The organism is Mesorhizobium sp. RIZ17 (assembly GCF_051127865.1).
Lineage (GTDB): Bacteria > Pseudomonadota > Alphaproteobacteria > Rhizobiales > Rhizobiaceae > Mesorhizobium > Mesorhizobium humile.
Map to the genome: position 1 here is coordinate 3,839,437 of NZ_CP147861.1, position 13,709 is coordinate 3,853,145.

At 60.5% G+C, this 13,709-nt stretch carries 11 protein-coding genes; 1 reads left to right on the forward strand and 10 read right to left on the reverse strand.

Going from position 1 to position 13,709, the window contains the following annotated elements; genetic code table 11:
- Positions 1-169 precede the first annotated feature (169 nt).
- From WDX12_RS18350 to WDX12_RS18390, 9 genes are all read right to left on the reverse strand, one after another.
- Complete coding sequence (locus tag WDX12_RS18350; protein ID WP_320327835.1) at positions 170-400, reverse strand: hypothetical protein; 231 nt, start codon at positions 398-400, stop codon at positions 170-172.
- A 609-nt stretch (positions 401-1,009) separates the two neighbouring features.
- Positions 1,010-2,371, reverse strand: a complete 1,362-nt coding sequence (locus WDX12_RS18355; RefSeq protein ID WP_320294483.1) for an HlyD family type I secretion periplasmic adaptor subunit — start codon at positions 2,369-2,371, stop codon at positions 1,010-1,012.
- A gap of 11 nt (positions 2,372-2,382) precedes the next feature.
- Positions 2,383-4,134 carry a type I secretion system permease/ATPase gene (locus tag WDX12_RS18360; RefSeq protein ID WP_320294484.1) on the reverse strand — a complete coding sequence of 584 codons (1,752 nt, stop codon included), beginning with the start codon at positions 4,132-4,134 and terminating at the stop codon, positions 2,383-2,385.
- Between the two features lie 365 nt (positions 4,135-4,499).
- Positions 4,500-5,762, reverse strand: coding sequence for a polysaccharide biosynthesis/export family protein (locus WDX12_RS18365; RefSeq protein WP_320294485.1), 1,263 nt, complete (start codon positions 5,760-5,762; stop codon positions 4,500-4,502).
- Positions 5,749-7,020: a hypothetical protein gene (locus WDX12_RS18370; protein WP_434721498.1), complete on the reverse strand. Its 1,272-nt coding sequence runs from the start codon at positions 7,018-7,020 to the stop codon at positions 5,749-5,751. Before WDX12_RS18370 ends, WDX12_RS18365 begins: the two co-directional genes overlap by 14 nt.
- Complete coding sequence (locus tag WDX12_RS18375; RefSeq protein ID WP_434721499.1) at positions 7,017-8,021, reverse strand: SDR family NAD(P)-dependent oxidoreductase; 1,005 nt, start codon at positions 8,019-8,021, stop codon at positions 7,017-7,019. Before WDX12_RS18375 ends, WDX12_RS18370 begins: the two co-directional genes overlap by 4 nt.
- A gap of 2 nt (positions 8,022-8,023) precedes the next feature.
- On the reverse strand, positions 8,024-8,635 hold the full coding sequence (locus tag WDX12_RS18380) for a sugar transferase (protein ID WP_434721500.1): 612 nt from the start codon (positions 8,633-8,635) through the stop codon (positions 8,024-8,026).
- A gap of 116 nt (positions 8,636-8,751) precedes the next feature.
- The gene (locus WDX12_RS18385; RefSeq protein WP_320294489.1) at positions 8,752-9,888 is read right to left on the reverse strand and encodes a DegT/DnrJ/EryC1/StrS family aminotransferase; all 1,137 of its coding nucleotides are present in this window, start codon (positions 9,886-9,888) and stop codon (positions 8,752-8,754) included.
- Positions 9,889-9,925: 37 nt separating this feature from the next.
- Positions 9,926-10,648 carry a nucleotidyltransferase family protein gene (locus WDX12_RS18390; RefSeq protein ID WP_434721501.1) on the reverse strand — a complete coding sequence of 241 codons (723 nt, stop codon included), beginning with the start codon at positions 10,646-10,648 and terminating at the stop codon, positions 9,926-9,928.
- A 462-nt stretch (positions 10,649-11,110) separates the two neighbouring features.
- On the opposite strand from WDX12_RS18390, the gene WDX12_RS18395 reads away from it, so the two are divergent.
- Positions 11,111-11,788 carry a LuxR C-terminal-related transcriptional regulator gene (locus WDX12_RS18395; RefSeq protein WP_434721502.1) on the forward strand — a complete coding sequence of 226 codons (678 nt, stop codon included), beginning with the start codon at positions 11,111-11,113 and terminating at the stop codon, positions 11,786-11,788.
- On the opposite strand, the gene WDX12_RS18400 is transcribed toward WDX12_RS18395, so the two are convergent.
- Positions 11,785-13,515 (reverse strand): PAS domain S-box protein, encoded by a 1,731-nt coding sequence (locus WDX12_RS18400; protein ID WP_434721503.1) that lies wholly within the window; start codon positions 13,513-13,515, stop codon positions 11,785-11,787. The genes WDX12_RS18395 and WDX12_RS18400 overlap by 4 nt on opposite strands.
- Positions 13,516-13,709: the final 194 nt, after the last annotated feature.

Below are 13,709 nucleotides of genomic sequence, written 5' to 3' on the forward strand. Positions count from 1 at the left end.
TCGAATGATGCAGGTACAGGTCGGCCGGCGCTTCTCTCGAAAATCTTGCGCAGTGCGCTGCAGATGCCTGCGACCTGCGCACAAATTCGTCGGCGTCCAACGTCGTGGCGCCCCGCATGGCGCCTGATCCGATCGTCGATAGAAACGCCAGGCTTGCCGGCGTAGAGGATCACTTGCCGGGGGAGAGGAGGCGCCTTGAATCACGGCAATCCCTCAATGCCGCCGCTAGCACGGTGCAATCGATCTCCTCGGTAAAGGAAATCCGCAATTCTGCCTTCGCCAGCAGAAACTGCTGGCGAAGTGACTTAAGCCTGGCCGCCTTGGCGGCGCGCTCGGCGCATTCAGCTTCGAGGATCGCCAGTGTGGATTGGCCAAACTCTTCATGTCGCTGTCCGCGCATCCATCGACCTCACGAAATTGTCCGGGTGGTCTCCGACTATATATCGGCGTTCTGCACCCCCGAGCCAATCTTGCGTTCAGCAGATCAGGCAGACTTCCGACTGTCACCCTTCGTTGTGATGAAGACAGTCAAGCGTGACAGGTCCATTGACCAGGGGGAGACGCTAGGCTTGCCGTGACCCGGTGAAAGGCCGGGCGTACAAGCATCGTGTTCGTTCGAATGATGCCGAGCCGACGACACGCACGCATACTTGCCGCAGCCGGCGACCCAACAGGTCCCATGCCCCGCCGGTTAGGCCCGGTGGCTAACTGAGTACCCCCCGAAGAGCCGCCGGGCCGCTCGATTACCAAGCATGATGCCGAGAAGTGAAGCGGTTTTCGGACGACATCATGCTCTATCCTTTGATTTAGAGGCGGATGATTTCAGGTCGATTCGACCTGACACCAGCGCGCTGTGTTCGAAGCCCGGCTTGCAGCGGCAAACGTTGTTTCGGGTTCATCCGCGGCAGGCCGGGTGCGGGTTCGAACGCCTCGGCACAAAGAACGCCGCCGATCCACATCGATCACGGCAATCAGCGCCTTGTGCCCTCTATCCGAATGGTCTCCTACGCTATTGGCGAAAGGCCCGGGACATCTGATCGGTTAGAGGCTTGAGCAGGTAGGACCAGACGCTGCGCTGATCAGTGCTTATGTGGACTTCGGCCGGCATCCCGGGTTTGAGCACCTTTGTTTCCGTCAGGCAGTCCGCCTTGTTTTCGACGCTGATACGCGCCGAGAAATACGAGAGCTGATGCTGCGGATCCTTGATCAGGTCCGCCGAAACGCGCCGAACGGAGCCCTGGCAGGCGGGTGTGGTGCCGGCATCGAAAGCCGGGAAGCGTATCGAGACAGGCTGACCGGGGCGAACGTCATCGATCCGCGATGGGGGGATGAGCGCGTCCAGCACCAGGTCGTCGGCATCGGGAACGACCATCATGAGCACTTCCCCGGCGCCGACCACGCCGCCAATCGTGTGGACTGAAGATTCCTGTATTGTCCCCGACTGCGGGGCGCGGATGGTCGTCTTGGTAAGCTCGTCCTGCGCCACAACTCGGCGCTCGTTGAGCTCGGTCAGCTTGGCTTCAGTCTCGCGGAGTTCGCTCGTCACGTCGCTGCGCTTTTGCTCGTCCAGTTGCAGGATCTGCAGCTCGGTTTCGCTGACTTTGGCTTCGGCCTCCGCAACCGCGGCGGCGAGGCGCCCGGCCTCGCCACGGGACCGTGTCGCCTCCAACCTGACGTTGCTCAATCGCTCCTTGGGCACCAGCTTCTTCAAGTAGAGCGCTTCGACGTCGGCCCGATCCTTGTCAAGGAGGACCACCGAATCGTCCGTCGCGGCTTTCTGCGCCTTGAGCCCGTCGATCTGATTTTGCAGCTGCTGCGAGCGGCTTTGCAGTTGCGCCTTTTGACCTGTCAAGGCAGCGGCGCGGCTTTCGAACAGGGCTTGCTCGCCCTTGACGAGCCCGGCCAGTTCGGGATTGTCCATTTCGGCCTGAAGAGAGGCCGGAAGCTTCATATCCGGCGCCCCCTGGCGCTCGGCCTCCAGTCGAGCGAGGCGAACGGTCGCGCGATCGAGATCTCCGTTGATTATCTGCAGGTTTGCCCGCGTGAGCGTATCGTCCAGCCTGACCAGCACATCGCCGGCTCGCACATGATCGCCGTCCTGCGCGAAGATTCCGCCAATGGTGCCGCCAGTCTGATGCTGGACCTTCTTGATGTTGCTCTCGACAACCACGGTGGCCGGCGCGATCACTGCGCCGGCGATCTTCGTGAGCCCGAGCCAGAGTCCTGCGCCAACGAACAGCAGGACCGTTACCGCAAAACCCAATCGCAGATTGGCGCGGATGCCGTCAGAAGCGTCGAGTGGTCTCGTTGCCTCCGCCCATTCGCTCGCGCCGGCCGTCAGGCTATTCTGCCAAGCTGCCGCCTCAGCCATGATGCGCAGCCTCACGCATGTCCGCTCACGCCCTTCGGTGACGGGACGACCGAACTAGGACGCTCTCCAGGTGGGACGGACCGGATCACGTTCGCCAACACGTCCTCGCGCGAGCCGAAGGAGTGCAGCATGCCGTTGGACATCACCAGAACCTGATCGATGTTGGCGAGGGCGGAGGGGCGATGCGCAATAACGATGACAATACCCCCGCGCTGGCGCACCGACAGGATCGCCGCAGCCAGGGCGGCGTCGCCGTCCACGTCCAGGTTCGAATTCGGTTCGTCCAGCACGACGAGAAACGGATTGCCATAAAGCGCCCTGGCGAGTCCCACGAGCTGCCTCTGCCCGGCGGACAGAGCTGCGCCTCCGTCTCCCACGCGTGTTTGAAAGCCTTCCGACAGACGCATGATCATTTTGTCGGCTCCAGCGGCCCTGGCAGCAGCCAGTACACCCTTGGCGTCTCCCTTGCCGCCGAACCGCGAGATGTTGTCGGCAACCGTTCCATCGAACAGTTCGATGTCCTGCGGCAGATAGCCGATGTGGGCGCCGAGCTGCTCCGGGCTCCATTGGTCGAGCGAAGCCCCATCCAGTCTTACTGTGCCACGAAGCGGGCTCCAGACCCCGACCAAGGCTCGCGCGAGCGTGGTTTTCCCAGAGCCGCTTGGGCCGATGACGGCCATTCCCGCGCCTCTCGTCAGATCGAAGCCGACGTTCATCACGGTCGGCTTCAGTTGGCCCGGCGGTGCTATGGTCAGCTCCTCGACGGCAAGCATGGCTTGGGGGCGCGGCAGTTCCATCGGCTCGACATGGCCACCGAAAGCGGTCAGAGCAGCCGTCAGTTGAGCATAGCTCTGCCGGAAGGACACGAACCCTCTCCAGTTCGCGATCGCCGCGTCGACCGGCGCCAGCGAGCGGCCGAGGAGTATGGAGGATGCGATGATGACTCCGGGCGAGGCTTCGCCACCGATCACGAGATAGGCGCCGAGCCCTAGAACGGAAGACTGCAAAGCCATTCTGAGCGCCCTCGACAGCGAGCCGGTGGCGCCGACGATATCGGAGAGCCGCTCCTGGTGGGTGAGATAGGCATGACTGATCTCGTTCCACCGCCAGCCGAGTCGCCTGGAAAGGCCCATGGCTCGCACGACCTCCGCGTTGCGGCGTCCAGAATCGGCAAGGCTGCGTTGTGCCAGAAGTGTTTCAGAGGCGCGAGCGGCTGGTCCGCGCCCGAGGATTTCGGCGACCACCGTCAGTAGCACGACGAGAAGAGCACCGACCGTCGCCAGCATGCCGAGGGAAGGATGCAGCAAATAGATGACGACCAGGTAGAACGGCATCCAGGGAGCGTCGAAGACGACTGTGGGTCCCAACCCGGAAAGAAAGCCGCGCAATTGATCGAGATCGCGAAGCGGCTGCACACGGCTCGCGTCCTGCCCTTTGATCAGAGGCAGGGAAAGCGAGAGGGCAAAGACCTTGGGCTGCAGCTTTCGGTGAAGGCGGCTGCCTGTTCGAACCAGCAGCCGAAGCCGCACGAAATCGAGCAGGCCATACACGGCGTAGAGACCGAGCATGCCGATCGTGAATCCGACAAGTGTCGGAACGCTCTGCGACGGCAGGACGCGATCGTAGACCTGAAGCATATAGATGGAGCCGGTCAGCGAGAGAATGTTTATGACCGCCGAGAACAGGCCGACGCCGACCAGCCCGGGTACACAGCTCAACATCGCCTTATGCAGATCGGACGCGCGCCTTTCCGTTGGCTTCATGATCTGCTGTCTTCCACGCCAAAGCGCGGAGCGATCTCATTGGCTCTGCCGATGATGATGGACAACCTGGACCTTCCTGGAGCAGCCTTGCTCCCCCTCCTCGTCGAACATTCATCCCCACTAATATGTGTCCCTCTTTGCAAAATGCAGCAAAATCGTGACGCCGCTCTCGAGGGGGACCGAAACCAGCCCATCAAGTTGGGGATAGAGTGTCGCACGAACGGAATTTTGCGGGGGAGAGGGATAGGAGCCGAAGGAGGTTCCGGGTCGAGTCGATACGACGAACCGTGATGGATGTGGCGACGCGGGCGCGCGTCAGACGGCGCGCATCACTTGAAATCTTCTGTCGGCTGAACCGCGCCGCGTCATTGGATGGCACTGCTTTCGAGTTCGCTTGCGAACTTGACCTCTACGGTGTCGCCGGGCGCCACGGCGGCGTCTTCATCGACAGGCAGCTTTCGCCATTCAGCACCGACTTTGCGAACGATGATCACCTGGGCCTGGATCGTTTCACCGGCTATCGGCAGGGGATGCGCAGATGCTCCACTCGGCTGCAATTTCTGGCTGGCGGCGTGAAGCTTCGCGGTGAGTTCCACCAGCGACGCGTCGGTTTCCTTCAATTCGGTGAGCAAACCAATCGTTCTTTGGTTGTCGCCGTGTTCGCGCTGCCTGGCGTAGTCCTCCTGCTGGTGGCGCGTCCGCATCAGCTCGACCGACGTTTGCAGGGCTCCGCTGGACGACAGGAGCAAGGCGCGCCGGACGTCGGCCAATCTGTTGTTTGTCAGATTGCCTGCCTCGTACAACTTGGTCACCCGCGCCAGGTCCTGTTCGTCCGCCTTCACCCCTTCGGTCTCGACCTCCTGGCGCTTTGCAAGCACGGCGACTTCGGCAGCGGCGTCTTTCTCAGCCTTGTCAAGGAACCGCTGCTCCTGCTGATAATCGCCGAGCGCTATCTTGAGCGCCTGTCCCTCGGCCTGGGCGATAGCCGCGCCGATGCTGTCCGGCAAGGGCGAGCCTTGCGGCACCTGGGTATCGAAGCTGTCCTTGTTCGCCAATTCGGCCCGGATGCGGGCACCGTGAAAGTAGGCCTTGGTGTATTCCCCCCAAAGGGATTCATAGTCGCGCCGCAAATCCACCGGATCGGGGCCGGCCTGACTGGTCCTAGAACGTAAGAGGCTGTATCCGCCGGCCACCGCAACTGCCTGTCGCACGGTCATCATCGGACGGTAGGCCTGCTGTCCGGGAGTAAGCACGTCACCGGTCACATAAACAGGGCGATAGTCGGCGACGATGGCGGTCACATCGTCCGGCTTGATGATGACGGTCTGCTCCCCTCCGTCGGACAGGCGTATATGGAAGATCTTCGTCGGCAAGATCGTTGCCATGCGGGTCTGTAGTTCGGCCGAGGTGAGGCCGACGACAGAAATCACCCCGACTTCGGGAAGCGCGATCGTGCCGTCCATCTGGACCACTGCTCGGCGCGGCCAGTCGGGAACCGAGGCAACCGCAACCTCGACCGTGTCGCCGGGAGAAAGCCGATAAAGGCCCACCATATCCGCAGCTACGGCCATCTGAGCTGCACAGAACGCGGCGATCGACGCGAGCGCAATTCTGCTAATGGGCACCATTTGCGGCAACCTCCGTTTGGTTCGAAAACCTCTCCCGAGGCCAATCGAGGTGAGCGACGAAATCGTAGACTGGACCGCCAGGCACCCCCCAATTGCTCGACCAAACCACCTGCGAACCATCCGGCGATGGTGAGGCATGGGTCTCGCTCCAGTAGTCGAATGGAGTGTTCCGAGTCTGGACGATGGGCCGAACTTCCCCGCTCCCGTCTATACGCAGAGCGATAACCTCGCGCGCATAGGGCGCCCAATCCGGATGACTGGCGACTTGGTCCGGGTTTCCGCCGTAGCTCAGGAATACCCAGCCGGGCATGCCAAGGGATCTGAGCGAAGCATGTTGAGCTTCGCCATACTTCATCAGAGGGGTGACTTTTCCGTCGGACAGCCGTCGCTTGATCACCTGATACTTGTCCGGGTCCGATTTGCTTATCCCGACATAGACTTCGCTGCCGTCGGCATCGACCGTCATATCGCCATGGCCGGGTCGATGATGCTCGGGCCATGTTTGGCGCAAGGCTCCGTCCACGGTGAAAATGAAAGCCTGCTCGACACCGTCTTTGAGTGTCTGAAAGCAAAGAATGCTTGTTCCCAAGGGGGAGATCGAGCAGGCGTTGTTGGTCCCGGCAATTTGGGCAAGATCGATGTCCGCGAACTTCCGCCGCTGCTTCAGGTCGAAGGCGAAGGCGACCTGGTGGCCATCCTTGCGGGTGGCTCGCACCGCAATGCGGGTCCCGTCGAGACTCGGATTGCCTTTATACGGTCCGAATTGGAGCCCGGCGTAGTCCGTCGAAGCGAATTGGATTTCCTCGCGATCGACGCGTGGCGCCCAGGTCGAAATCTTCTGGTCGTGAACGCAGATCATCAGCTCGGGATCGCGCGGATGCCATTCGCATTCGGTGGATCGATCGCGATGAAAAAGCGGAGCAAACGTCCGCCCATCGAGAAAGCACATGCCGCCGCAGCCATTGGTTAGGACAAGTAGGCTCTGATCCGAATTCCAAGCCTGCGAGCTTGAGTAACGATGGCTGCAATATTTGTCGCCGCAAACGACACCTGCGCCGAGGTCGCCGGGCTTGGTGATACGGGTGAGGACAGTCCCGAACGCCGGATCCTTTGTCTGCTGCAGGTAGTTGGGCAACTCCATCGGCGCTGTCGCAAGGAGCTGTGCCGCCGCGCCATTGTCGTGCCATTCGGCCGCCCACAGGGCCAATGACATGACCCCGCCCACCACCACCAGCGCTCGCCGGAGAAGTAGCGTCATATCATGTAGTCCTTCTCGCGGCGCACGCGTCCCTCATTTAGGCGCGCGCGCCACCAGTCGATGGTCAGCTCAAGTCCATCGCGCAAACTGGTCTGCGCTCGCCATCCGGTCTCGCCTGCGAAGCGCGTGCAGTCCGCGAGCAGCGCGCGGACTTCCGAATTCTGCGGCCGCAAGCGACTTTCGTCGCGACGGACGGGTTTTTTCGAACCACTCAACTCGAGCACCAGATCGAGCACCTCGGAGATGGTCGAGGCGCGCTGGCTGCCGGCGTTGTAGGGACGACCAAATTCGAGCTCGGCTGTGCCGGCGGTCAGGAATGCCGACGCCGTGTCTTCGACAAAGGTGAGATCGCGGATCGGGCTTGTGTCTCCGACCATTATCGCCGGACAATCTGGATCAAGGGCCTGCCGTATGATGGTCGGCACGATTGCGCGCTCACTCTGGCGCGGGCCATAAGTATTGAAAGGTCGCATGATGACGACGGGGACATCGAAGGACCTGGCATAGGCCTCCGCCATCATGTCGGCTCCGATCTTGGAAGCCGAGTAAGGCGACTGTCCCTGCAGAGGATGGGTCTCGCTGATCGGCATAGTCAGTGCCGTGCCGTAAACCTCGCTGGTGGACGTTTGCACCACGCGCTCCGTCTCCCAATGGCGCGCGGCCTCGAGCACATTGACCGTGCCCAGAATATTGGTCTCCACATAGGATTGCGCGGCGGCGTACGAGTATGGAATGGCAATCAGAGCCGCCAAATGAAACACGATGGCCTGGCCGCGTGTAATCCGGTTGAGCAACGCGCTGTCACGAACGTCGCCGCGGACCAGCTTCAACTGGTTTCGAACGCTTTCCGGGAGGTCGTCCAGCCAGCCATGGCTATCGAAGGAATTGTAGAGAGCCAGCGCGGTGACATCGGCGCCGCTGCGAACCAATGCCTCTGTGAGGTGCGATCCGATAAATCCATCGGCACCGGTGACCAGGACTTTCTTCCCCGTGTAAGCCATAGTCAGGCCTTTCCTCTCCGACCTAGCGGGGCCGGCCCTCGGATATTGCGGCGTGCGACTACGAAGCTCTCACCGCCTGGCGGTGCCGGATAAAGGACCGCCCGCAGGGAGCGAAACATCCAGACGATGTCCGAGGCGATCGAGCGTTCCGGATAGTAGGAGAGATCGATCCTCGCCTTGGCGGGAAACAGGATTTCTCGATAAAACAGCACCGGATCCAGGTTCTGCGGATAGAGATGGGCTTCGTGCCTGAAGAGGGCCTGCGTTGGACCAAGCAAGCCAGGCCGGTATTGCAGCAAAGCCTCGAAGCTCCCAAGGAAACAGTCAGCAAAGGCAAGGCTTTCGGGTCGCGGCCCGACAATCGCCATGTCGCCCTTCAGGACATTCCACAGTTGGGGCAGCTCATCGAATTTGGTGTCGGCGAGCAGCTTTCCTATCAGCGTCATGCGGCTGTCGCCGGCGACGGTCAGCGGAACGCCGCCCGGGCTGCACCGCGCGGCGAATTTCCGGAATTTGTACATGCGGAATGGCCGGCCGCCCGCCCCGACGCGGGTCTGAACAAACAGGAAGGGCCAGCCGCTTTCCAGCAGCAAGGCGACGGCGATCACCAGCATTAGCGGTGCCAACATTGCACCCGCCATCGTAGCCACGGCGAGATCGATTGACCGCCTTGTGAACCCGTGGCTGGGGCAGGGACTGAAATATCGATGCAGCGAAAGGTCCGAAGCGTTCATGCCGCTGTTCCTGCTTGGCTGGAGCTGTCGAGTGAGCTTGCCAGGGCAGCCACCACGGCCTCGACCGCGGAAGACGTGATCTGGGGATGCAATGGAATCGTGAGTTCGCGCTGGGCAAAGTCTTCCGTGAGCGGCAGGTGGATGCCGGGGAAACGCTCGCGATAGAGTGTCATCCAATGCAGGGGAGGGTAGTGGATGGTGGTCTGTATTCCCTGAGCTCGCAGTTCGTCGATTACGTGTTGCCGCCTGGCAAAGCGCGGCAGAATGATTGGCATGATGTGGTAGGCGGACGTTCGGGGCTGGCTGAACGGGACTGTCACAGCCGGGCAATGGCTTGCGATGAGGCGCCGGTACAGCACGGCCAGGATACGCCTTATCTCGTTCCACTCCTGCAGGTTCTGGAGCTGGACCAGGCCGATCGCCGCTCTCATCTCGTCCATGCGGTAGTTGAACCCGAGCATGGTCACGTCATACTGCGGCGTGCGGCTGTTCAACCGCTGGTGCGTTCCCGAGGTCATCCCATGCCCGCGGGCCAGTCGGATTTTCTCGCGCAGATCGGGGTCGCGGGCAATGACGGCCCCCCCTTCCGCCGTCGTCATGTTCTTGTTGCCATAGAAACTGAATGCGGCGGCGGCGCCGAATGTCCCAACTTCCTTTAAGCCGGGCGCATGTGCGGCATCCTCAATGATGTGTAGCCCGCGCGCACGGGCGAACCTCTGCCATTGTTCGCGATTGGCAAGGTAGCCCGCAAAATGAACGAGGATGACCGCCTTCGTGCGCGGCGTGCAACGCGCCTCTGCTTCGGCGAGTGACATCAAAGGGACGTCGATCGACTCAATGTCGACGAAGACCGGTGTCGCCCCGACATATAGCACCGCATTCGCGGTCGCCACGAAGGTCAGCGACGGAACCAGCACTTCGTCCCCCGGGCCGATCCCGAGCGCGTGCAGGATCAGATGAAGCGCGGCGGTGCAAGAGCTGACCGCAACGCAATCCTCCGCGCCATGGACATCCGCAAAGGCCCGCTCGAAGGCCTGCACCCGCTCCCCCATCGTCAGCCAACCGCTGTCGATCACCTTCGATAGCGCAGCCTTCTCAGGTACGCCCAGGATCGGGGCACTCACCAAGAGCATCGTGACCTCCCCGGCCGTTCGCCTAGGACGACTGTTTTCACGCGGCCACTGCAGCGACCTCTACCGAGGACGACTGCTCTTCCCACGAGATCGATTGTGCATTCTGGAAGTCGTCGACGCGGCCGATATCGAGCCAGAGACCCTCGTGCTTGTACACATGCACGACCGTGCCTCCCTGCATCATCTGCAGCATGAGATCGTCAAAACCAAATGGCACACCTGAGGGGATGAACGGCAAGACACTTGGGTCCATGCAGTATATACCCATGCTTACAAGATTGGATAGCGTCGGTTTCTCACGAAATACCTGAACGATATTGTCTGTTTCATCTATGACGCCGAAATCCATCTTGATCAAGCGGCAGGCGGTAGCGATCGTTACCGGGTCTTTATGCTTACGATGCGCCGCCACAAACCGACTGAGACTAAGATCTGTAAGGACGTCGCCATTGAGGACGAGAAACGGCTCGGTCAACTCGTCCCTGATCAAGGACAGCGGGCCGATGGTTCCGAGCGGCTCTATTTCCTGGGTATACCGAATCTTCAGGTTCCACTGGGAGCCGTCGCCGCAGACGCTGCGGATCAGGTGTCCGAGGTATCCGGTAGTGATGTAGACGTCTTCTATGCCGTTACGTCGCAACCACTTCAGGAGCAACTCCAGAACGGGGCGCGCGCCGATCGGCATGAGCGGCTTCGGCAAGACCGATGTGAAGGGACGAAGGCGGGTTCCCATTCCACCGCATTGAATCACCGCTTTCATCCTATCCTCCCAGGTTCATCTGGCTCCTTCGTCATGCGCTGGCCGGCGAGCAACGTCGCAAGCCAGCTGGAGAGTGTCCGAAGTCTCCCCTCCCAAGCGTCAGAAGAGCGCGTCATGGATGCTATGACCGCTCGAACCGAGTGTCGTCGTGCGTTCGAATGGTTGTCGTCGTGCATTTGAATGGTAGTCGTCCGGCATTGCGGGTGTCCCGCGGCTGAGAGGTTTGAGGGTGGGGCCGCAAACTCCCGCTGCTCTATGACGACTAAGTGATAGGCAACGCGTTCAAATTAGGATTATATTAGTAATGTGACGTTCGTGGGCGAGGGACAACGCGGACCTCGCTGGGGTGTGACGATTAGTGGTCGGCCACGAATTTAGCTTATCACGGTTGGCACATCTCACGATGATGGAGTGTGGCGGGCTGGTAGGAGTATGCTCGCCGACAAGCGTTGGGGTAGGGAAATGCATCGGATCGTCATCGCCGACGATCACGGATTGTATCGCCGTGGCCTTCGACTGGCTCTGACCGCGGGCATTCCGGGCGCCGAGATATTCGACGCGGCGTGTTTCGACGCCGTGATCGGCCTCTTGGAGCAACAGGCATCAATCGATCTTGCGATCCTTGACCTGAACATGCCGGGCCTCTTCGATCAGGAGATTCTCGGCGATGTTATGTCTGCCTACCCCAATACGCATTTCGCAATCGTTTCGGCCGACGATTCACGCGCGGAGATACTCAAAGCCCTTTCGATCGGGCTGTACGGCTACATCGTAAAATCGCAAAAGGACGAGGAAGTCGTGCTGGCTGTGAACGAGATGCTCGCGGGTCGCATCTACGTTCCGGCACTTCTTTCGCGCACGTCTGCCGGGCAAGGTCAGCAGGCGCATGCGTTCACGGAGAGATTCGCGGCCAGGCGGCGCGACGGTATCGGCGGCCTCGCAAAGTTGACGTCGCGACAGAAGGAAGTTCTCAAGTTGATGGCAGAAGGGTACTCGAACAAGGAAATTGCCCGCAATTTGGAGATTGCCGAAGCGACGACGAAAATCCACGCAGCGGCCATCATGCGCGAGCTTGGGGTTCGAAACCGGACCGAAGCGGCCGTTTTGCTGCAAAGCTGGCTTGCGAACAACGAAGGTTAGAGTTCAATTTCTTTCCGCGACAGCCGCAACGAATATCGGAACCCGCGCTCCGATATCTCCAATTTTGGCGAATGACCGACCAGCGGCGCCCCGTCCACACCGATTATCATCGAACCGAAACCATGACGTACGATGCCCGCGAGCTTCCGCTGCCCCGATTCCACCCAATCGAACACAACGTCGCCACCTGCGTCAGCTGACGCGAAGCTCCACGTCACTTCGACGCGGCCCTCGGTATCGCCTAGCGCGCCATGCTTTACTGAATTGGTCGTCAACTCGTGAAGAACCATGGCAAAGCTCTCGGCGGCCCCGGCGGGCATTACCAGCGATGGCCCGACGATTCTTATGTCTCTTGTTTCTGCAAAAGGCTGAAGCTCCTGAGAGACGAGATCGTGGAGCATCCCGGAAGTGCTCGAGCGGCGCGATAGGAGCAGATGCGTCGCCTCCAGGGTTCTGATCCGATCGATCAGCATCTCCTTGTACTTGGCGATGTCGTTGCCGGGAACATTGATCATCTTCACCAGGGCGGTGATCACCGGAAACAGATTGCTGAAGCGATGGCGCTCTTCGCGCATGGTGCGTTCGCGTTTCTTCGCGGCTGCGCGCAGAAGCGTTGTTTGCCGACGCTCGGTGAGGTCGGCAGCCACCCCGATGTATAGCGAACGATCATCGTATTTTTCCTTGCGTCCGCGCAGGGCGATCCAGCGCACATGCCCGTCCTGCCGCCGAATACGAATTTCGATATCGTAGTTCGCTGTCGTTGAGGGTTTCATCGAACCTGCGAGCTTGGGCCAGTCAGCTGGGTCAACCACAGCAGAAAGGTCCTCCAGGCGAGCGGTGGGACCAACTGGCAGGCCGAGAATGTCCCAGAACTTGCCAGAGCCAGTGACTGTCCCGTCCCTGAAATCCATTCGCCACGTGCCCATGCGACCGGCAGACAGAGCGAGATCAAGCCATTCCTTCTGCGCCCGCAGGGCCTCGCGTGCAGTTCGTCGTTCCGAAATGTCATCGATCACAATGAACACGCTGTCGGCGAAAACTTCATCATGCGGGGACGAAGAAAGAGTCAGGCGGGCCCAGAATGTCTTGCCATCTTTGCGCAACAGGCGAACCTCTGCACCGAATGCAGCGGCGTCGCTACCAAGATCTCTCAGAAACCCCTGCACCTCGTCCCGGTCATCAGGGTGAATGAGTTCCTCAATCTGCAACTGGGCAAGTTCCAACGTCTCGTAACCTGTCAACTCGCACAGGCGTTCGTTCGCTTGCAGCAACTCGCCGCGTCGATTGCTGCTTGCAAAGCCCATGGCGGCCCGCTCGAAAGCCCATCGATAGCGGCTCTCCGTTTCCTGCACGGCCGCCAGCCTCGCCTCAGCAATCCTGAGTGCTTCACTCAGCTCGGTTCGCAAGCGGTGGAATATCGTCGCAATTACCCCGCCCGAGACCAGGAGCAGGATGGCGCGGGTCAAATCCTCGTAGGAAATCTGGGAATTCAGTGCTTGCCGGGCCCAAAGCCCTGTCGCCGCCATCACAAGCGTCGCGGCGATCGCGGCCGACCGACCTTCGAGGTATACGATGATGATAATCGCGGGAATGAACGAGATAAAAGCTCCGTCTTGCCCGACATGTATAGAATTGGTTGCTTCGAATACTATTGAAACTGCCAGAATCACTGCGGAAGCTACGTGAGCTAGCGGTGTCCCCGGCACCGTCGAATTCAGCCAGCGCAAATATGAGCCCATGCAACAGACTACAACTTTAGGACTAGTCCGTCGAGACTAGACCGTTCGGAGGCGGCTTAGTACCGCCGTGGGATTGCCACGCTTTAGCCGGCGAATAGAATCATACGGGTTGCGACCGGCCACGACCCTGTCGCAGACATATCAGACACGTCGAAATTCAAGTCAGGGGAATTCATCTGGAT

Coding starts and splice junctions, on each gene's coding strand:
- WDX12_RS18350 (WP_320327835.1), bottom strand. CDS start 400: ATGCGCGGACAGCGACATGAAGAGTTTGGCCAATCCACACTGGCGATC.
- WDX12_RS18355 (WP_320294483.1), bottom strand. CDS start 2,371: ATGGCTGAGGCGGCAGCTTGGCAGAATAGCCTGACGGCCGGCGCGAGC.
- WDX12_RS18360 (WP_320294484.1), bottom strand. CDS start 4,134: ATGAAGCCAACGGAAAGGCGCGCGTCCGATCTGCATAAGGCGATGTTG.
- WDX12_RS18365 (WP_320294485.1), bottom strand. CDS start 5,762: ATGGTGCCCATTAGCAGAATTGCGCTCGCGTCGATCGCCGCGTTCTGT.
- WDX12_RS18370 (WP_434721498.1), bottom strand. CDS start 7,020: ATGACGCTACTTCTCCGGCGAGCGCTGGTGGTGGTGGGCGGGGTCATG.
- WDX12_RS18375 (WP_434721499.1), bottom strand. CDS start 8,021: ATGGCTTACACGGGGAAGAAAGTCCTGGTCACCGGTGCCGATGGATTT.
- WDX12_RS18380 (WP_434721500.1), bottom strand. CDS start 8,635: ATGCTGGTGATCGCCGTCGCCTTGCTGCTGGAAAGCGGCTGGCCCTTC.
- WDX12_RS18385 (WP_320294489.1), bottom strand. CDS start 9,888: ATGCTCTTGGTGAGTGCCCCGATCCTGGGCGTACCTGAGAAGGCTGCG.
- WDX12_RS18390 (WP_434721501.1), bottom strand. CDS start 10,648: ATGAAAGCGGTGATTCAATGCGGTGGAATGGGAACCCGCCTTCGTCCC.
- WDX12_RS18395 (WP_434721502.1), top strand. CDS start 11,111: ATGCATCGGATCGTCATCGCCGACGATCACGGATTGTATCGCCGTGGC.